Origin of the sequence: Solitalea koreensis (assembly GCF_900182575.1) — a bacterium.
Classification (GTDB): domain Bacteria; phylum Bacteroidota; class Bacteroidia; order Sphingobacteriales; family Sphingobacteriaceae; genus Solitalea; species Solitalea koreensis.
Genome location: NZ_FXSZ01000003.1, coordinates 63,570 through 84,524, shown reverse-complemented (window position 1 = coordinate 84,524; position 20,955 = coordinate 63,570). Strand labels below are relative to the sequence as shown.

Below are 20,955 nucleotides of genomic sequence, written 5' to 3'. Positions count from 1 at the left end.
CCATGAGCATTCGAATAATTAAACCCGGACTGTTAAGCACGATACAAGACCTGGGGCGTTTGGGGTTTCGAAATACGGGGATCAATGTGAATGGGGTGATGGATGTTTTTGCAGCTAAATCAGCCAACCTCCTGATCTGCAATGAAGAAAATGAAGCGGTAATTGAAATGCATGCACCGGGTTCAACCTTAAAATTTGAAGAGGACGCACTCATTGCATTGGCCGGAGCTGATTTTGCAGTTACCATTAATGACATACAAATAGATACATGGAGACCCATTTGGGTGAAAAAAGAATCCATTTTAAGGTGCAATGGTGCAATGGTTGGCAAGCGCCTATACCTGGCTGTGCATGGGGGTTTCGATATAAAACAATGGTTGCACAGCAGTAGCACTAATCTGAAGGCCGGCTGTGGAGGTTGGCAAGGCAGGGCATTACAGAAAGAGGATGTTTTACCCTTCAGGAAATCCTGCCGTTTTTATTTCCAAACTGAATCTTCGGTCCATGTATTTCCCTGGAAGGTAAGCGAGAGCGAATTGCCCTTTTATTCCAAACATCCAACGATTCGCTTTATCCCCGGTCATGAATGGGAGGAATTAGCTCCGACTTCAAAATCACTTTTTTTAAACAAAGGTTTTACTGTAAAAAAAGAATCAGATCGTATGGGCTATCGACTGCTGGGGCCTCCTCTGGAAAGACAAAAATCCAGAGAACTCCTTTCTTCAGCAGTGAGTTTTGGCACCGTGCAACTCCTTTCTGACGGGCAGCTTATTGTGCTGATGGCCGATCATCAAACTACAGGCGGTTATCCTCGGGTGGCTCATGTGATTTCCGTTGATCTACCTTTACTGGCTCAACTAAAACCAGGTGATGAATTGAGATTTCTGCCGATCGATCTAAAAACTGCGGAGGAAGCCTTACTTTCACAAGTCAAATTCTTCAGGCAGTTAAAATTGGCCTGTCAATTAAAATTAGAACCGATATTATTATGCTAACGATAGATTTAAATTGTGACATGGGCGAGAGCTTCGGCTCGTACAAAATAGGCAACGATGAACTGATCATGGATTACATTAGTTCCGTAAACATTGCCTGTGGCTATCATGCCGGAGATCCGGCGATTATGCGTGAAACGGTGCAGCTGGCAAAGGCTAAAGCAGTAGCGATTGGAGCGCATCCCGGTTTCCCGGATTTGCAGGGCTTTGGACGAAGAAACATGAACCTTTCCTATCAGGACGTTTACGACATCATGGTCTATCAAATCGGTGCGCTGCTTGGCTTTGTGCAAGCGGCAGGAGCCCAACTGAATCACGTAAAACCGCATGGAGCTTTATATAACATGGCTGCAAAGCAACCACTATTGGCCAAAGCGATAGCTCAGGCTGTATTTGACGTGGATAAAAGCCTGGTTTTGTTTGGACTATCAGGAAGTCATTCAATACTGGAGGCTGAGCATCTCGGTTTAAAAACGGCCAGTGAAGTGTTTGCCGACCGCACCTATCAGGATGACGGTTCATTAACTCCCAGAACCGAACCCAATTCAATGATTCATGACGCTGACCAATGTATACAACACGTGCTTCAAATGGTAAAAGAAGGAACGGTAACAACAGTAACGAAAAAAAACATTCCTATTAAGGCAGACACCATCTGTATTCATGGCGATGGCGAACATGGGCTTTCCTTTGCCCAACTGCTGTGTCAACAGCTAAAAGAAAATCAGATCCAACTTAAACCAATCACTTCTTAATCTTAATGGAGAAAAAAGTTCAATCATCAGCGCTGTTAGGTGCCGCTTTTTTAATGGCAACTTCTGCTATTGGTCCCGGATTCCTTACCCAAACTACTGTTTTCACTCAGCAGATGCTGGCGAGTTTCGGCTTTGTGATTTTAATATCCATCTTACTTGATATTGGGGCCCAGCTAAACATTTGGCGCGTTATTGTAGCCAGCGAACTACGTGCTCAAGACCTGGCGAATATGTTATTGCCCGGTTTGGGTTACCTGTTAACCATACTCATCTTAATTGGAGGGTTAGCTTTTAATATTGGAAACATAGCCGGATGTGGTTTGGGTTTGCAGGTTTTAACAGGATTAGACGTAGCAACAGGAGCCGCAATCAGCTGTGTGGTGGCACTGGCCATTTTTTGGGTGAAAGAAGCCGGTAAATTGATGGACAACTTTGCAAAGTTTCTGGGCTTCATCATGATCGGACTTACTATTTACGTAGTAGTAAGCTCGCACCCTCCTTATGGTGAAGCGCTTGTTAAAACATTCATTCCGGAGAAAATCAATGCCATGTCCATTATTACGCTGGTGGGTGGTACCGTGGGAGGATACATTAGCTTTGCGGGTGCTCATCGTTTAATTGACGCCAATGTTAAAGGAGTGGCCGCTGTGCCTCAGGCGTCCAGAAGCTCTGTTACTGCTATCTTGTTGGCTTCTACAATGCGTATTCTCTTGTTTCTTGCGGCCCTGGGAGTAGTTGTAAAAGGAGTTTCGATTGATCCTTCAAATCCGCCGGCTTCGATATTCAGAATCGCCGCGGGGGATTTGGGATACCGCATCTTTGGAGTAATTATGTGGAGCGCCGCCATCACTTCGGTTGTGGGCTCTGCTTATACCTCTGTATCCTTTCTGAGAACCCTGCATTCCACAATGGAAAAGAATTATCGTTTCCTCATCACGGGTTTTATAGTATTCTCGACCTGTTTTTTTCTGTTCATAGGTAAGCCGGTAAAAGTACTAATCATGGTAGGCACATTAAACGGTTTTATCCTTCCTATAGCATTGACCGTAATTCTGATCGCCGCTACAAAACATAAGTTGGTCAATCATTATAAGCATCCTAAGTGGATGAGTGTGATTGGATGGATGGTGGTTGCTGCAATGCTGTTTGTAGGCGTTAAGAGTTTCTTGTAGGAGACAGTCTTTCTTCGTTTAAAAACAATAAAGTTGACTTCTATCAACCAAACAGCCATTGAAAATTTTCATTCAATGCTCAGTGGCTGTTTGGGTAATGTAACAGTTGACTGCTTTATTTTATTGCTGCGGGTCAGCATTCCAAATGTCAGCAATGCATTTCCAGCTTCCGTCTGCTTGTTTCTTCCAGACTTCATTGTACTTGCCTGTTTCATGGTAATCTTGCCCTTTCGCATCCTTTGAACTCCACTGATACACCCCGGTAGCGTAGCCAAGATCACCGGACTTGGAAACTTCAGCTTTTGTGCTTTGAAACCTGAGCGACATTCCCGGGATGGCAAACATGTTCTTTATGAAAGCTTCCCTGGATGCTTTGTCCATGCACACTTTTGCACCCGGAGGCATCATAATGGCATCATCGGTATAATAGCTTAACCAGCCTTCAGCAGATTTCGCTTCCGAAGCTTTGTCCCAGGCACTATCGGCTTTCATAATTGCAGAGGCCTCAGCAGAATGATCTTCAGTTATTACAGCGTTAAGGCTGTCAACGGTCTTTTGAAGATCAATTGTTTGTTTGGGATTGGAACATGCAGTGAATGAAATTATCGCTGCAACTAATGGGAAGAAATACTTTTTCATAATGTGATATTAAGTCGTATTGCCTACTCTTTTGGGTTTTCGGCATCCCCGGTTTTTGTGCTGCTTTACACTTCTTCTTTGTCAAGTTCGGGCGTTGCTATAACTCTTGACATGAATTGAACAGTCCCTTCCTTTTTCCATGTTTTAGTCGCCCAAATTATTCCTAAAACAAGCGCAATAAGAACAATTGATATTGCTATTATTAGGCCGGATGTGTCATGTTTGTAATGATAAACGATAAAGCTGATTAAAAGTCCGGCAGTTAAAGGAGATGCAACAATTTGCAACCAAGCTATGGCTTCTGGTATAAACTTTAAAAATTTCATTTGATTTTATATTGTTTATGAAACTTTAAAATTACCAATAATTAACATATTGGTAATTTTAAGATGCGATAATTGTATTGTCAACGGAACATTTGTAAACTTTTCTTCATAGATTGGATTGTCTAGCCGGCCGCTGTGAAGCGTACCGGCTTTTTTGCTTAAAATAAACGCTATTCGCTTTCCAGTTCAATTTTGGCCTTTTTCAAAAGTTCTTTTTGCTCATCGGTAACTTTAGGATAGCTAAGATCCATGGCTTCCATCGTTTCAAGCAAAATTTTGCTTACAACCAGTTGCATTAACCATTTTTGGTCAGCAGGTATAACAAACCAGGGAGCGTGTTCACTCGCCGTTTCCGTTATCATCTCGTCATAGGCTTGCTGGTATTGATCCCAACACTTTCTTTCCTGCAAATCAGCATAGCTAAATTTCCAATGTTTCTCAGGATCATCGATGCGTTCGAGAAAACGTTTTTTCTGTTCAGTTTTTGAAACGTTCAGGAAAAATTTTAGCACTACATAACCATTATCAGAAAGGTGTTTTTCATGATTACGTATTGATTCGTATCGATTCTTCCAGAATTTTGCATCAATTTTTTTCAGGGAAGTAACATCAGGTAGTTTTTGATTGAGTATAATTTCCGGATGAACCTTTGTTACGATCACCTCTTCATAGTAAGAACGGTTAAAAATGCCGATTCTTCCACGTTCAGGCAAATGCAGGTTTGTTCTCCACAAAAAATCATGGTCCAGTTCATTTGAACTGGGCACTTTAAAGCTCACCACCTGGCAGCCGGTTGGATTTACGCCGCTCATTACATGTTTAATGGTGCTGTCTTTTCCGGCGGCATCACGAGCCTGAAAAATCATCAATATTGAATGATTATCGCTGGCATACATTTTTTCTTGTAACACCTCTATGCGATCAAGAAAGTCTTGCCGCAGCGTAACCGCTTCTTCTTTATTGATTTTAGCATTGTATTCGCAATCGAAATCGTTAAGATGAAATCCTTTGCCTGAGGTGACCGTTATCTGCTTGTCGATGGTAAGTTTTGACATAAGAAGAAGATTTAGATTAAGTTAACGTTTTTCAAAAAAATAAACCCAATCTTCGGCTCCTTTAATTTGAAATTAATTTACCTGAATTAATTTCCGATGACATGAAAATGAGTACTTTCGTTTGCATAATACAAGTGAAACAGCTTGTTAATAAACAAATGAATGGAAATGCAAAAGGAAGATAATCAGTTTTTAATGCTGATGCACTTAAGTCAATTGGCTAATTATGTTTTTCCGTTTGGAGGAATAATCGTTCCTGCAGTATTATGGCAATGGAAGAAAGATGAAATAATTGGTGTTGAAGACCATGCCAAGGAGATTTTAAATTTTCAAATCAGCTTTTTGATTTATGCGATTATTAGCGGGGTGTTAATTGTTCTTTTGATTGGCATTCCGGCCCTGCTCGTATTGTTATTGATGGCCATCATTTTTCCGGTTATCGCTGCCGTAAATGTGTCGAATGGCAAGGCGTATAAATACCCTTTTACCATCAAATTTTTTAGGTAGCAGCAGAAAAGTAAGGTTTTTACAAAATTGCCGAATACAGGCTTACCTCTTTGATTCCATTTAATTTATACCCCTCCGCTTCTCGAGTAACGGTGTCGTAAATCACATAGGTGGGATCGACGTCTTTTTTCTCCCGGGGAAGATAGCCCATTACACTGCCAGGATTAATGAGTGTTGTTTTGTTATCACTTGAAATATGGAACTGGTGGTTGTGACCGTGGCACACCACATCAAACTTGTTGGAATGGGCTATTTCAAGCGCGATTTCAGGATAATGATTTACACAGAAGAGATTACCGTTAAAGGTTTCTTTCATAATTTCTCCGTGTAAATGAACATGGCTGTAATTTTTTGAAAGACGGGTGATATGAGCCCTGTCTCCATCGTTATTCCCAAATACGGTATGGATCGGTTTGTTGTATCCTTCGCCTATTTTTACCAATACAAAAGGGGAGCACAGGTCACCACAAAAAAGCATTGTGTGGGTATGCTGAATATGCTTGAGTATGACATCCAGGTTCCAAATGTTATCATGAATGTCGGAAAGAATCGCAATTTTCATGGTCGTCCGTATTTGTCAAAGTCGACCCTTACTCCGCTCAGGGTGACCCGGTTCTAGATCTTAAATCAAATTATAATGAGCTGTAGTTTCTGAATGTTCGCTACTCATTAATTGTAGTAAAGTTAAGGGTTCATCGGCTACTTTCATCAATCCGCTTTCATTAAAAAACTGTTCCTCTTCGGCGTGTTTCATGAATGTTAACAAATGATCATAATAACTGTTTATGTTGAGCAAGCCGATTGGTTTTTTATGGAGAGAAAGCTGCTTCCAGGTAAGCACTTCAAAAAGTTCTTCAAACGTTCCTATTCCGCCCGGTAACGCTATAAATCCATCGGAAAGTTCGGCCATTTTTGCTTTGCGCTGATGCATGTTTTTTACAACATGCAATTCGCAGCCATCAACTAAGCCCACTTCTTTCGACATTAAAAAATCAGGAATAATGCCTATTACTTTTCCGCCTAAATCACGAACGGTTCGTGCAAGTTCGCCCATTAAGCCAATAGCGCCTCCTCCATAAACCAGGGTAATATCTTGTTCAACCAATAATTTGGCAAGCTCAATGGCTTTTTCTTTATAAATAGGTTTGGCTCCTGGTTTTGAGCCACAGAATACACAAATGCTCTTCATGATATGTAGGTTTTCTAATCGTAAGAACCTTTTTACTCGAACTTTAAATAGCCCCATTGTTCCGGAACGTGCATATTAATTACTCCTTGTGGTGACCATACCCAATTATATTCGGGTAAAGGCCGGCCGGTTTCAGGGTTAATGCGTTGGTTGTATTTTTTGTTTATTACATCCAACTGCCACTGAACGCGCGAAAAATTTATTCTCCATGTACTGCCCATTTGGGGAGCCTGGTCGTACGTAAAATCTTTCCAGGGAATAGCAATTTCTACAATCCAGCTCGTATCGCGATCTGTTGGATTGTTTAACGTTCCATGTAAGGCAACAGCGGTTTTCATTCCTCTTGCGTTCCAATTGTTATTGGGTTTGCCGCCTTTACTGTATGGCTTATTGAGCATCAAGTCCCAAACGGCATTCAGCGCATTTATTTCTATTTCATAGTAGTTTTTGGTGTCGCCGTCAGGGTCAATAAATACTTCAAAATCATTATTGTGAAAAATAACAGTATCGCGTTGAGTCAACGTTGCCCAGAGGTCGGTTTCTTTCAGTTCAGCGGCAATGTATAGACTTTGGTTGTTCCATAACATTTTGCAACGGGTTTGCTGAAGAGGCAACGGTTTTTTGTTTCCCTCAATGTCGACAAAATTAGTGGTCCAAGGTGCATTTGCCCATTCTTTTTCATCTAGATTGCCATCAATGGTTATTGCGTTTTTAATATGAAGGGCTGTGTATTGTAAAGGTGCCGCTGTTTTTTCTTGAGCCAACATATTTCCGGTCGAAAACAGAACAATGGCAAATGCTAATCGGTGTTTCATGTTTTAAAATTATTCGACGCCCTTAGCAAAAGTTTTATCAAGAGTAAGTAGCTGAAGGTTGGCTTTTACCTGATCGAGCGTAAGCCCTGATTTTAATGCTATGGTTCTCTGTTGCCCGGGAAGCAGGTCAAAGTAATTGTCGCTGAAAAAAGAATCTTTGTCTGTTGGCAATAACAAATAAACGTTCTTTGCCAATACATCTGTACTGATTTTTAACACATAACCCTTCTCTTTCGTTTCAATATTCACTTTAAGAGTTGGTTTAGGGAGTTCGATGTTCTTAATTTTATCGAGGAAAAGAAGGTTGCTTGAAACCAGTTGGCCATCAACATTTAGTTGTGCTGCCAGTACATGCTTTTTCGCATCAAACTTAGATGAAATCGACTTTAGGTCTTCTGAATAATAGACTTTACTTTTATTAGCCTCAACAAGTATGGGCAACTTTTTAGACCATACCGTATTTCCTGAAAAATCTATCAGCCTTAAGCTTAATTCCGCTTTTCTGTCTTTTAACTCATCCGAAATTAGGTAAACTTTTAGATTGCCATTTTCGATGTACGGATTAATAAGCAATGGCGAATAGGCCTTTTTCGCAAAGTATTGCAATGCTTTCCAGCGACCAAAATAGTCAATACTGCTCCATGAGGCTACGGGCCAGCAGTCATTTAATTGCCAGTACAAAGTACCCATGCAATACGGTTTGTTGCGTCGATGCGCTTCTATTGCGGTTTTTATTCCTTCAGCCTGTAATACTTGCCCCAGGTATAAAAATGATTCAAAATCTTTCGGTTCCCTGTAATACATTTCCATGTATTTTTTAATGAGACCGTTGCCTTTATAGCTTTTTTGGTGGGTTTTCATTACCTCAGAACTGATGTTGTAATCCTCTGGTTGAGCAAATTGCTTTACGGTTATAATATCAGGAAAAGACTGGAATCCGTATTCACTCATGAAACGCGGGATATGGGTATTGTATTCTTCAAAAGGCATTTCAGCATGCCAAACTCCCCAAAAATGATTATCACCCTTTTTAAAATCTGCTTTAGAGCCCCAGTTGCTAATTGGTGAAGATGGAAAGTAAAAACGATTGATATCTAAATTTTTAACAGCCTGCGGCAATAGTTCATTAAATACTTTTTTGTAGCCATTAATCAGCTCAAGGCTATCCGTTTGTGAATAATTGTATGATTTTTGCCAACCCCAATTTTTCCAGGCCACTGCTATTTCATTATTTCCGCACCAAAGCGCTAAGCTTGCATGATTGCGTAAACGTTTAATATTGTACTCTGCTTCGCCTTTTACATTCTTTAGAAATGCTTCATTGGATGGGTACATGGTACAGGCAAACATAAAGTCTTGCCAAATCAGAATGCCTTTTTCGTCTGCCAGGTTATAAAAATCATCACTTTCATATACGCCTCCGCCCCATATACGAAGCATATTCATATTCGATGCTTTTACGTCGTTGAGAAGATTTTCTAATTTTTCTTTATTAACCCGCGGTAAAAAGCTGTCGGCAGGAACATAGTTTGCACCTTTCATGAAAACAGGTATGCCATTTACCTTTACATAAAAACTTTCACCAATAGAATCAGGCTCATTTACTACCTGAATGGTTCTCAGGCCAATTCTCTCTTCTTTTTTAGCTGAGCCCTTTGATCCAATTGCTTCCAGTTGTACTGTGTATAATTTTTGATCACCCAAGCCATAAGGCCACCATTTTTTTGGATTTTTTATCGAGAAAGCAACCCGGGCATGCTGGGTTCCGGGTGTTACACGTTGATTAACGTACACATCGGCAAATGCACCTTCGGGGCTTGAAACCTTTATTTTTACGGATTCAGTCCGATCGGCATTGAGTTCAAGATCGGCGTTTAGCTGGGCAACAGCATTCGTTAACCGGAGTTGTTGGATGTATGCGTTTTCGATCTTTACACCATTCCAACCGTGCAATTTTACCGGCTTCCAAATGCCGGAAGTGACCAGCCGCGGGCCCCAGTCCCAGCCAAATGAATAAGGCGCTTTTCTTGTAAAAATGCTCAGTTTAATGTCTGACTGGTCATTATCAGCAGGGTATTTTATTCGTGATGCGTTATAGGTAGGCATCACATAATTAATGGGCGAATGAAATACAATACGCAGTTTGTTATCGCCGGGCTTCAAAAAATGTTTTACCTCCAGAGTATGTCCGACAAACATATTGTCTGAACGAAGAATTAGAGAATCGTTTAAGAAAACATCTGCATAGGTGTCAAGCCCGTCAAAAGAAAGATCAATGTTGTCATAGCGAGCCATCAGGTTATCAGCCTTGAAGGAGGTTTCATAAACCCAGTCTTTTTTCTCTACCCATTGAACTTCTTTTTCATTATTCCTAAAGAAAGGATCAGGTATTTGTTTGTTGGCTAAAAGGTCGGTATGCACCGTGCCGGGCACTGTTGCCGGCAACCATTCTTGTTTATCGACTTGCTTGAATTTCCAAGCGGTGTTAAGGTTAATATCTGCTTGACCTTGCTGAGCAAAAGTATTTAGGCTGAGCAAAGCCAAGGGCGCAATGAGTTTAAGTTTAGGTGATTTCATTCTAATGTCGTGTGGGTTAGAATACAGTTAAGAGAGGTTTATTCGCTTTGAAGCAATTCGTCAATTTTTCTTCTCATTCCGCGGACTTTGTCTATATCAACTATTGTTTTCTCGAACTCAGAACCTTGCCCTTCTTTACCCATTTTGATTTTAGGGTTTTGGAAGTTCATTTCGGTTGAAACAAATGTCATGGCTGATGAGTGAAATTCACGGATGCCAATTTTATACAACGCCTCTATGTTTGACTCATTTACGCCACTTCCCGCCATAATAGTTACACGACCAGAAGAGTGCTTAACTAATTTCTGAAGCAGATCCAGTCCCTCAATAGCGGTATTGAATGTCCCTGATGATAAGATGCGTTTAATGCCTAAGTCGGCTATTTCATCCAGCGCCGCAAAAGGATCGACGGTCATGTCAAAGGCGCGGTGAAATGTTATGTCTAATGGTGCCGCAAGATCAAGCAGCTCTTTCATTCGATCTTTGTCGACGTGTCCATCGGGTAGCAGAATTCCCAGTACCACTCCATCGACGCCAAGCTCTTTAGCTCTTTTAATGTCGTATTTCATTACTTCAAATTCTGTTGCCGAATAACAAAAATCGCCGCCACGGGGACGAATGATCACGTATACCTGAATGCCTGGGATTGCTTTTGCAAGTTCAATGGTTCCTGAACTGGGAGTTGTGCCTCCTTCTTGCACATTGTCGCAAAGTTCTACTCGGCTGGCGCCTCCTTTGGCGGCCTCGGCTACGGATTCAACGCTATAGCAACATATTTCTAAAGCAGCCTCATCGACACCTGGTAAATGAATTGGATGAGTGGTGATAGCGGGTGTTTGCATAGATATCTGAAACTTAAATATTAATTTGTGAAAGTACAGGTTTTAGTTGAACCGTTTTGCAAATCTATTGTTCAAATGAATGTCATTTTGATAAAATATTACCAATTCAATTTTGTAATATTTTGCCTTTCAGTCTATTAATATAACTAATATAAAATGAGTAAACCTAAGATTTATTATGTATCTGAACTCGATTTGTGGTTGGTGGAATGGTTTCAGTCCGGAGGTTACCTACTTGAAAGGAAGTTTAATGAGTGCTTTGATCTTATTTGTTGATAGTATCTAGCCCCGATGCTATTCCAAGTATAATGCAAAACCTAATACTTATTATTTCGAACTTCCATCCATCTTTTTCGTTGCCAATTTTTTTGTTCTGTCTTGTTTAAGAAGGTCCAGGCTACGATTCGGCTCACTTTCTGGCCTTGAGCCATATCAACCGTTTTAACTGCTACTGCTTTAACTTTTTTTAATGTTTTATAAATGCCTGCAAGGTTGTCTTTTTTTGAAACCAATGTTGTAAACCAAAACACGTTTGTTGGCATTAAAGCGCTTTGCTCAATCATTTTACGCACAAATCCTTCTTCTCCTCCCTCGCACCATAATTCAGCATTTTGTCCGCCGAAATTCAGCACTGGTTTAGTTATTTTCTTAGCCCCTAAATTATTCAGTTTTCTCAATGTTCCTTTTTGCGCCTCAGCCAAAGAAGCATGAAAAGGCGGGTTACACATTGAAAAATCGAATTGTTCGCCGGGTTTAATAACTCCTTTAAAAATATCCGACCGAGATGTTTGCAGCCGGCATTCAATGCCATTCCTCAGCGAATCATTTGATTTAATTATTTGTGTCGCCGAGTTGATAGCGACAAGATCTATGTCAGAACCCACAAAACGCCAGTTGTATTCATATGCACCAATAATGGGATAAATGCAATTTGCGCCTACCCCAATATCAAGGCCCTGAATGTTCTTTCCGGTTGGAATAACATTGCCATTGCAGGAGCCGAGCAAATCAGCCAAATAATGAATATAGTCGGCTCTGCCTGGAATAGGCGGGCAAAGGTAGTTTTTAGGAATATCCCAATTTGCTATGCCATAAAAATGGATCAACAAGGCTTTGTTTAGGGCTTTTACTGCACTAGGATCGGCAAAATCGATGGATTCATTATTATATTTATTAAGCTTTACAAATGACTTCAACGCCGGATAGGACTGAATCAGCTGTTTAAAATTGTATTGAAAGCGGTGCGGGTTGCGTGGATGTAAGCCTTCTTTTTCTGCAGGACTATCTTTGGGGTTTTGAGTCATTGGTCGCAATATGAAAATTCAAGAATCTGACTAGGCAAAACTATTAATTAATTTCCCCATAGTTATGGGCAGCTGCTTAATTAAATAGCGCGCAGGAACTGTAAACATCTTTCTTTCTTGCACCAGCTCATCGGCTGCTTTTCCATGGATATAAACACCGGCAATAGTAGTCTGTAATGCTGAATAACCTTGTGCCAGCAAAGCAGTTAAAATGCCGGTTAATACATCTCCTGATCCGCCGCTAGCCATGGCCGGATTGCCTGTAGGATTAAAATAAATGACGCCACTAGGAGCAGTAATAATACTGTATCGATTTTTTAAAATGATGATCAACCCACGTTCAGTGCTTTCTCGTTCCATGGTTTCAATGCGTTGCTGCCAGTTTTTGTGGGCTCCAAACAGCCGGTCGAACTCTTTTACATGTGGACAGACAATGGAATTTTCAGGCAGAAGGTTAAATAGTTCTTTGTTTGCAGCCAGCATATTCAAAGCATCGGCATCGTAAACCGCGGGACCACGGTAATGCGTTAAACATTTCCTTAATACCTCCAATGATGATACTTGGACGCCAAATCCGGGACCAATTCCTAGGGCATCAAACTTATTCCATTCAATTTTCTGAAGATCACCAAGAATAGCCATTACCTCAGGAGAGCGTGCGTTTAATGCTGAGAGTCCGGGCTCAGGAATAAATGCAGTTGTTAATCCGGCTCCGGCGTGTAAACAAGCCTCAGAAGAAAGCAAGGCTGCGCCCATTGTTTCCGTCTGACCTGCAATTATTAAAGCATGTCCAAAAGTGCCTTTATGACTAAAGCTTGCTCTTGGCTTTAAGATGGCTTTAATGTCGTTTTCTTCTACCCAAACCTTATTTGAATCCTGCGCTTGAATAAAATGTTCATCCAAACCGATATCAACAACATGGAACTCTTTTATAAACTGAGCTGATTCGGGCAATAAAAAATTAAGCTTGGGGCGCTGAAATGAAATCACATGATCGGCATGAAAAACAATTGCATTTTTATCAAGAGGTGCATCACAAAAAAAACCGGTAGGAACATCCACTGCGATTACTTTTTTACTTAAATTATTTAAATGCGTTATCCATCGGGCATACCCCCCTTCAAGCGGCTTGTTTAATCCTGATCCCAAAATAGCATCTATCAGTATCGGAGAATGTTCTTCAGGAAATTCACTTTCCTCATTAAAGATTTCTGCAGAAATATTGGTTTTAGCTAACCTTCGCAGGTTTTCGTCAAAATCGGAAGTGGTTTTGAACGAAAAGTGAAGAATTTTAACAGACACATTTTTATAGCCGTTCTTGAACAAGATTCTCGCGATTGCTAAGCCATCTCCTCCATTGTTACCCGTTCCGCAATAAATGGAAATATTGGTTTGTCGGTCTAATGCAAATGCAACAAACTTTTGCACAAATGCATTGCTCGCCCGCTCCATCAAATCAAGAGATCCGATGGACTCATGTTGAATGGTATGCGCATCAGCCGACCGGATTTGTGAGGCGGAGAGTAATTTCAGCATAAAGTAAAGCTAATGATGCCTGGGTTTTCTTATTCATGAAAAAAAACGGCCTTTGTTCTCTTCCAGCCAAGTTTTGAAAGATTTGATTTGAGGATACAGCGACCTGCTGAGTTCTAAATCTGCCTGCCTGTTTTTAATGTAATTACGGGTAAACTCAAACATATTTGCAATGTCCAATGCTCCGTGAAAGTCGGTGCCTGCAAAAACCTCCTTTAAAATATGAGAGTACTTTACATGTTTATCGAAACCGGCCGACATCACCTCTGCATATTCGTCTGGCGTAATATCATCACCCACAATGCCCACGACTTTGCCTTTAAATTCATCAGGTCGATTAAAAATGACATTTATTACTCCACCGGCATCTTCAACAGATACGCCTGATAATTTGGTATCGCCTTGTGGAAATCCAAAGTGATAATTACCGTCTTCTCCTTTTTTCGGATGAAAGAAATTTAAAAAATTTTCATAATAAAAGGCTACATGAACGAAGGTAGTATTGGGCATTAGTTCACGCGCATACTCTTCCAATTGAGCTTTGGTGTCAAAATGAGGTACCGCATATTGTTCATTACTCAGTTTTTTTGCATAAGGCAATGCACTGAACACAAAATGCTGAATATGACTTTGAAAAACGGCATCAATAAGGTTTTTTCCTTGCTGATATTCGTTATCGAAATGTTCATCAAACTTCGTAATTGTAAGTCCGAATACCCCGTAGCAATCTTTCATAGCTTTGAATAAGCTTTCTTTATCATCCAGATCGCCAACTGCAAGTTCGGCTCCTGCGGCCTTTAATGCCAATGCTTTTTCTGAATGCTCATTTCTGGTGAAACACCGAACCTTAAATCGGTTATCTTTTAATAAATGACGAGCTACACTGCCTCCCTGAGCGCCGGTTGCTCCTATTACAAGGATGGTTTGATCAGACATAAGAGAGCGTTTTATATATGGAAAGTTAAGAAATTTGGATGATTTTTCGAGACTAATAGTGCTAATTGGGATTGTCTAAAACATGGGTGTTAACAGGGTGGGAAATAAATAAGCCCGATGCAGGAGGGCAAGTTAGTGCAAACCCTGAAGCTACGCAAGACTGCCCTACATTTAGTCGTGCTGACTTGGGAGCGGACTTAGAAAAAAGGATACAAAAAGTCATTGACAATTCCCAATGATTTTTTGTCTTTTATTCCAATAATTCTTTTAATCCAGCTAATGCCGGAGGAAAATATCCGGAGGCAATGATTGGCATCTAGTAGAAGCCAGATGAATATGATGCAAAATATATAAGGGCCGAAACCCATATATTAATTCCTCATTTCTTTCTTCAAGAATATGCCTGTAAAGCTGTTTTTACATTTGGAAAGCTCTTCAGGTGTTCCTTCGAAAACAATGGTTCCACCTCCTTTTCCTCCTTCAGGGCCTAGATCAATTACATGATCGGCAACTTTCACCACATCAAGATTGTGCTCAATAACAAGCACGGTATTGCCTTTGCCAACCAATTTATTCAGTACGCCAAGCAATACACTAATATCTTCAAAGTGGAGACCCGTGGTTGGTTCATCAAGAATATAAAAGGTTTTTCCAGTATCTTTTTTAGAAAGTTCTGTTGCGAGTTTTACGCGTTGAGCTTCTCCCCCTGAAAGTGTTACAGATGATTGCCCTAAGGTGATATAACCTAAGCCAACATCTTGCAAGGTTTTTATTTTACGATGAATAGCAGGAATGTTTTCAAAGAAAGGAACTGCGTCTTCGATGCTCATATCCAACACGTCGCTGATTGACTTTCCACGATAACGCACTTCCAAGGTTTCCCGGTTAAAGCGTTTGCCATTACATTCTTCACAACGTACCTGAACATCCGGCAAGAAATTCATTTCAATCACTTTCATTCCCGCTCCTTGGCAAGTCTCACAGCGGCCGCCTTTAACGTTAAATGAAAAACGTCCTGGTTTATATCCGCGGATTTTGGATTCGGGCAGTTGAGTAAAAAGATTGCGAATGTCAGAAAACACACCTGTATAGGTAGAAGGGTTGGATCGGGGCGTCCGTCCAATTGGAGCCTGATCGATCTCAATTACTTTATCAATATGCTCAAGGCCTTCAATGCTTTTATAAGGAAGTGGTTTTTTCTTGGCGTTGAAGAAATGCTGATTCAGAATTGGGTATAGTGTTTCAGTGATCAAAGTTGATTTGCCACTACCCGAAACGCCGGTTATGCCTATGAATTTACCTAAAGGAAACTCAACAGACACATTTTTAAGGTTGTTGCCGGTCACGCCCGAAAGTTTGAGCAGATTCCCGTTTCCTTCGCGTCGTGTCTTTGGCGTTTCTATTTCTTTTAACCCATTGATATAATCCATGGTGATGGTATGCAGATCGCTAAGGTCATGCGGTTTGCCTTGTGCCACCACTTCGCCGCCGTGTAAACCAGCAGCAGGACCCATGTCGATTACATAATCAGCTTCCATAATCATATCCTTATCATGCTCCACTACAAGCACCGTATTGCCCACATCACGTAAACTCTTTAAGGCATCAATCAAACGGGCATTGTCGCGCTGATGAAGGCCGATACTCGGTTCATCCAATATATAAAGCACATTGACAAGTTGTGAACCGATTTGAGTGGCTAGTCGAATACGCTGAGCTTCGCCTCCAGAAAGTGTACGCGCTGTGCGGTCGAGTGTCAGGTAATCCAAGCCTACATCGAGCAAAAAGCCAATACGTGCACGAATCTCTTTTAAGATTTCTTTGGCAATGGTGTTTTGGCGTTCCGAAATTCGTTCTTCAATATTATTAAACCAAGCACTGAGCGTCTTCACGTCCATGCAGCTTAGTTCGAATATATTTTTTTGATCGACTTTAAAGTGCAATGCTTCTTTTTTTAGCCTTGCTCCGTGGCATTCGGGGCAGGTTTTTAAGGTCCGGAAACTTTCCAAATCAGCATCAATCTCGTCATCTTTTTTATTATTCTGCTGCTCCTCCAGCATCTTCATAATACCATCAAAAGTGATCTGGTAATTTTGAACATTATAGCGATTGTAGGTTACCGGAACAGTGATAAGATCTTCAGAGCCATTCAATAAAATAGCCTTTATCTCCTTGCTCAGTTTTTCAATCGGTGTAGAAAGTGAGAACTCGTATTTCTTAGCTAAAGCTTTTAAAATTTGAAACATCCAGGTTTCGCGGTATTCACCAAGCGGAACAATGCCACCTTCAAGGATGCTTTTCTTTGGATTTGGAATAATGGAGTGTTCGTCGATCTCAAAAATATAACCCAAACCATTGCATTTTGGGCAAGCACCATATGGCGAGTTAAAGGAGAAGGTATTGGGTTGAGGTTCATCGTATGAAATACCTGAAGTTGGGCACATCAAAAACTTACTAAAATGAGAAGTATTTCCTTCCTTGTCAGCAATTTTAATAATGCCTTTGGCTTGCTTCATTGCCGCAGCAACTGAATCGACAATGCGTTTGCGGGCATCGGCTTTCACTTCAACTCGGTCGATCACAATTTCGATATCATGTATTTTATAACGATCGAGCTGCATTTTAGGTGTCACATCCTGAATTTCACCATCCACCCTGACTTTGGTATACCCCTGCTTTCGAATCTGCTCAAAAAGTTCACGATAGTGGCCTTTTCTACCTTTAATTACAGGTGCTAAAATATTGATCGGCTTACCATCAAAGCGCTCCATAATGGTATTGATGATTTGCTCTTCCGACATTTTCTGCATGAGTTCACCTGTATTGTACGAATAAGCATTGCCAACACGTGCATACAGCAAACGCAAAAAATCGTAGATTTCGGTAATAGTGCCTACTGTTGAGCGAGGATTTTTAGAAGTGGTTTTTTGTTCAATGGCAATAACCGGACTCAATCCCGACACTTTATCAACATCCGGACGCTCCATTCCTCCCATAAACTGGCGAGAATAGGCGCTGAAAGTTTCCATATAGCGACGCTGACCTTCAGCATAAATGGTGTCAAATGCCAAAGATGATTTACCGCTGCCACTCAACCCGGTGATTACCACCAATTGATTACGTGGAAAGGAAACATCAATGTTTTTAAGATTGTGAACTCGGGCCCCGTAAACTTCCACATTTGCCTGTTCGCCCAGGTCGGTAAAGTTGTCGCTCATTGTTGAAACTCAAAAAATAAAGAGCAAAGATAGCCGAAATGCTTCAGAACCATAATATTCCAACAACTCTTATCCACTATATTTTGTTTGCTCCTATTTGACGGTACAGCAGTGTAACGACATTGTTGCACGGGTCAAATAAACCATGCTAGTTCAATTGCATCCTATCTTCGCAAATGCAAAAACATTTACCTTGAATAAGAATATGTATAAATCTACACAAGCTTTTTTTCTGGCTATCTCACTTATCTTCACAAGCTTACAGCTCAGCGCACAGGTAAGTACTTCCAAAAAGTACACCACTGGTAAAATCGGTGGTAAAATAATTGATGCCCAAAGTCAGCAGCCCTTTGATTTTGCATCGGTGGCTCTTGTTAAAGCAGGCGACTCATCAGCATCAACAAAAGGTACTTATACAAATGAAAATGGAGAGTTCTATTTTCAAAAACTAGCCTTTGGTAAGTATAAAATCGTGGTTACTTTTTTGGGTTATGAAACGTTAACCGTGAATACCGAGATTTCGGCTTTGCATCCAGAAGTTTATCTTGATGATTTGAAGATGAAGCAGGCGGCTAACAAACTAAAAGAAGTTACCGTAACTGCTCAACGCAGCCCCTTTCAGGTTGGAGCAAACGGTGTAACGTATAATGTAGAAGAAAGTCTGCAGAATACAGGAGCAACGGCTGTTGAAGCACTCCAACGAATCCCATCGGTTCAGGTTGACCCGGATGGGAATATAAGTGTTCGTGGGAGCAGTGACATTAAAGTTCTAATTGATGGTGAGCCAACGGAGCTATCTAAAGTATTGGACATGATTCCGGCAAGCGCCTTGCAAAAAATTGAAGTAATTACCAATCCTTCTGCTAAATATAGTGCTGAAGGCTCAGGAGGAATCATCAACATTGTTACCAAAAACAGAGCCGGAATCCGTGGATTTAACACCTCACTTGGATTAAACGCCAATACTCGTAATCGATACAGTGGAAAGGCCTCCGTTAACTATAGTACACGTAAGTTCAGCATAGTTACCAACTATACCTTTAGCCCATCAAGCAATACTACGTCGAGTGAATTGTTCAGACAAAGCACTATTGGTAATTCCGTTAATTATTTAAACCAGTTAAGTCATGGGAATAGTCAAACGAATGCTCATTCATTTTTCTCAACCAGCACATACAGATTCAATACCACAAATAGCCTAGCTTTAAATTTATCGGCAACATCTTCTTCTAGTACCAATTTTAATTCAACGCTCAATTCAAATAGTAATTCAGAGAGAATTGAATATCAAAACTTCACCAGAAATTCAAGCAGCTTACGCAATAACGACACTTATCGTGTAGGCTTAACTTACAGAAAGACGTTCCCAACTAAATCAGTTAAAGAGATGATGGAACGCGGAAGTAAAACCATGGACTCCATTCGTAATTTAGCGAAAGAAAACCCGAAACTTGTTGACTCTTTACGAAATCAATGGATGCAAGGTCAACGTGGCGGATCTGCAGGTAATGGACCGCAAATAATGGGATTTTCAGGAGGAGGTTTCGGAGGAGGCGGTGGCGGGCGAGCAGGCGGCGGACGAGGATTTGATTTTCAAAATCGACGTGAGCTAAAAACCGAAATTAATTACTCAAGCAATAACAATCATTACAACAGCTTTTTTAATCAATTTTATGTTTTGCCAGCGCCAGATTCATTACAACAACAAACCTTCACCAATGGCAACAGCGGCACTATTAGCTTTAAGTCAGATTTAACTTATCCCTTTAATCATAATAACTCCAGACTTGAAACAGGTATAAGCTCGAATGCAAATCTTAATAAAAGTCGCTACCGTTTGTTACAACTTGACCCGAATGGCAATTTTATTGAAAATGTAAATCGCACTAATAATTTCAACAAAACCGATGTGGTTAATGCCGGTTATGTTTCGCTTACTAATAATTTTGGAAAACTATCTGTTAATGCAGGTTTAAGGCTAGAGCAGTCAACGCTTAATGCTGATTTAATATCAGAACTAACTGATCTTAAAAAACAATTCCTTACACTCCATCCTAGCTTTAGTTTATTTTACAAGGTGGACGAGTTGCAAAGTTTACGTTTTGCTTACAGCAACCGTATTAATCGTCCGGGCATGGATCAGTTAAATCCCTACAAAAATGAAACAGACACATTAAACATTCGTTTCGGGAATATAAATCTGGATCCTTCTCGCGGACATACATTTGAATTAGGCTACAATCGATTTACAGGCTTGGGCAGCATTTCTTCTTCTCTTTTTTATAGAAGAACCAACAACATGATCAACAGTTACTCATTTATTGATGAATTGGGCGTTTCATATACCACTTATGCTAATCTAGGTGAAAACATATCATATGGAATGGATTTAAGTGGCAATATAATGTTGTTTTCTGGCAAACTTAACGTTAATATGGAAACGACTTTATTGCATAACAGTTACATTAATAAGTTCAATGCCGACTTTAGCCGTGAGCAATATAGTTTTAATGCCAACATGGACGCCCGTTTAACATTAACATCCGATTGGAATATCGGATCAAATCTTCGCTATACCGGCCCGCAAGCCTTTTTACAAGGACGCACTGAAGGCTTTTTTACAGCGGGAATGGATTTGAAAAAGAACTTTATGAAGCGAAAATTTAATATTACCCTAAGTGCAGATGATCTGTTTAATACTCGAAATGCTGCTCGTATTATTAGCAGTTCATTTACGCAAAACAGCTTAAATAAAACAACTACACGAGTAATCAGATTAGGTTTTAACTATCGTTTCGGCCAATTTAGTGCGGGCGGCGGCAGAGGAATGCAGCGATAAGCTATATTTAATACATTTATAATGCTGAGTGGAGGCAACAAGCTAATCCGCTCAGCATTACATTTACCCAAATCGACCCCTCTTCAGCATAAGCTTTAAATTCCATATAAGTTCATTTCGACCTAAAAAGCATCCATTGACAAGAAAATTGCAGAGATCCTGTTTGCTCTTACTAATAAGGATGTCAAATCATTAAAAGATACTTCTTTAGCCTAAGCATAACACCGGAGTATTTTTTATCTTTGCCCTGATT

Annotated in this window: 17 protein-coding genes; 5 read left to right on the top strand and 12 right to left on the bottom strand. The window is 40.5% G+C overall.

Annotated features, from left to right (window positions below; genetic code table 11):
• The first annotated feature begins 2 nt into the window (after window positions 1–2).
• The 3 genes from FN756_RS05875 to FN756_RS05865 are packed head-to-tail and all read left to right on the top strand — an operon-like array spanning window position 3 to window position 2,922.
• Window positions 3–995, top strand: coding sequence for a 5-oxoprolinase subunit C family protein (locus FN756_RS05875; RefSeq protein ID WP_142602332.1), 993 nt, complete (start codon window positions 3–5; stop codon window positions 993–995).
• A complete protein-coding gene (locus FN756_RS05870; protein WP_142602329.1) occupies window positions 989–1,750 on the top strand; it encodes a LamB/YcsF family protein in 762 nt (253 codons plus the stop codon). Before FN756_RS05875 ends, FN756_RS05870 begins: the two co-directional genes overlap by 7 nt.
• Window positions 1,751–1,755: 5 nt before the next feature.
• Window positions 1,756–2,922: an NRAMP family divalent metal transporter gene (locus FN756_RS05865; RefSeq protein ID WP_142602327.1), complete on the top strand. Its 1,167-nt coding sequence runs from the start codon at window positions 1,756–1,758 to the stop codon at window positions 2,920–2,922.
• Window positions 2,923–3,042: 120 nt separating this feature from the next.
• On the opposite strand, the gene FN756_RS05860 is transcribed toward FN756_RS05865, so the two are convergent.
• The 3 genes from FN756_RS05860 to FN756_RS05850 form a co-directional block, all read right to left on the bottom strand.
• Window positions 3,043–3,561 carry a DUF4440 domain-containing protein gene (locus tag FN756_RS05860; RefSeq protein WP_142602325.1) on the bottom strand — a complete coding sequence of 173 codons (519 nt, stop codon included), beginning with the start codon at window positions 3,559–3,561 and terminating at the stop codon, window positions 3,043–3,045.
• 65 nt (window positions 3,562–3,626) lie between these two features.
• Window positions 3,627–3,887 (bottom strand): hypothetical protein, encoded by a 261-nt coding sequence (locus FN756_RS05855; RefSeq protein WP_142602323.1) that lies wholly within the window; start codon window positions 3,885–3,887, stop codon window positions 3,627–3,629.
• 170 nt (window positions 3,888–4,057) lie between these two features.
• Window positions 4,058–4,942, bottom strand: a complete 885-nt coding sequence (locus FN756_RS05850) for a polyphosphate kinase 2 family protein (protein WP_142602321.1) — start codon at window positions 4,940–4,942, stop codon at window positions 4,058–4,060.
• Between the two features lie 162 nt (window positions 4,943–5,104).
• On the opposite strand from FN756_RS05850, the gene FN756_RS05845 reads away from it, so the two are divergent.
• Entirely contained in the window at window positions 5,105–5,449 is a 345-nt protein-coding gene (locus FN756_RS05845) for a DUF4870 domain-containing protein (protein WP_246085435.1), read from the top strand.
• A 19-nt stretch (window positions 5,450–5,468) separates the two neighbouring features.
• On the opposite strand, the gene FN756_RS05840 is transcribed toward FN756_RS05845, so the two are convergent.
• The 9 genes from FN756_RS05840 to uvrA form a co-directional block, all read right to left on the bottom strand.
• Entirely contained in the window at window positions 5,469–6,011 is a 543-nt protein-coding gene (locus tag FN756_RS05840; protein WP_142602318.1) for a metallophosphoesterase family protein, read from the bottom strand.
• A 60-nt stretch (window positions 6,012–6,071) separates the two neighbouring features.
• Window positions 6,072–6,638 carry an LOG family protein gene (locus tag FN756_RS05835; RefSeq protein ID WP_142602316.1) on the bottom strand — a complete coding sequence of 189 codons (567 nt, stop codon included), beginning with the start codon at window positions 6,636–6,638 and terminating at the stop codon, window positions 6,072–6,074.
• A 32-nt stretch (window positions 6,639–6,670) separates the two neighbouring features.
• On the bottom strand, window positions 6,671–7,453 hold the full coding sequence (locus FN756_RS05830; RefSeq protein ID WP_142602314.1) for a carbohydrate-binding family 9-like protein: 783 nt from the start codon (window positions 7,451–7,453) through the stop codon (window positions 6,671–6,673).
• A 9-nt stretch (window positions 7,454–7,462) separates the two neighbouring features.
• A complete protein-coding gene (locus FN756_RS05825) occupies window positions 7,463–10,030 on the bottom strand; it encodes a beta-mannosidase (RefSeq protein ID WP_142602312.1) in 2,568 nt (855 codons plus the stop codon).
• Window positions 10,031–10,068: 38 nt separating this feature from the next.
• Complete coding sequence (locus FN756_RS05820; RefSeq protein WP_142602310.1) at window positions 10,069–10,872, bottom strand: copper homeostasis protein CutC; 804 nt, start codon at window positions 10,870–10,872, stop codon at window positions 10,069–10,071.
• A gap of 317 nt (window positions 10,873–11,189) precedes the next feature.
• Complete coding sequence (rlmF, locus tag FN756_RS05815; RefSeq protein WP_142602309.1) at window positions 11,190–12,176, bottom strand: 23S rRNA (adenine(1618)-N(6))-methyltransferase RlmF; 987 nt, start codon at window positions 12,174–12,176, stop codon at window positions 11,190–11,192.
• A gap of 30 nt (window positions 12,177–12,206) precedes the next feature.
• Window positions 12,207–13,712 carry an NAD(P)H-hydrate dehydratase gene (locus tag FN756_RS05810; protein ID WP_142602307.1) on the bottom strand — a complete coding sequence of 502 codons (1,506 nt, stop codon included), beginning with the start codon at window positions 13,710–13,712 and terminating at the stop codon, window positions 12,207–12,209.
• A 33-nt stretch (window positions 13,713–13,745) separates the two neighbouring features.
• Window positions 13,746–14,645 (bottom strand): NmrA/HSCARG family protein, encoded by a 900-nt coding sequence (locus tag FN756_RS05805; RefSeq protein WP_142602305.1) that lies wholly within the window; start codon window positions 14,643–14,645, stop codon window positions 13,746–13,748.
• 371 nt (window positions 14,646–15,016) lie between these two features.
• Entirely contained in the window at window positions 15,017–17,863 is a 2,847-nt protein-coding gene (gene uvrA, locus FN756_RS05800) for an excinuclease ABC subunit UvrA (protein WP_142602303.1), read from the bottom strand.
• A 145-nt stretch (window positions 17,864–18,008) separates the two neighbouring features.
• Between uvrA and FN756_RS05795 the strand changes: the two genes are divergently transcribed.
• A complete protein-coding gene (locus tag FN756_RS05795; protein WP_142602301.1) occupies window positions 18,009–20,702 on the top strand; it encodes a TonB-dependent receptor domain-containing protein in 2,694 nt (897 codons plus the stop codon).
• Window positions 20,703–20,955 lie beyond the last annotated feature (253 nt).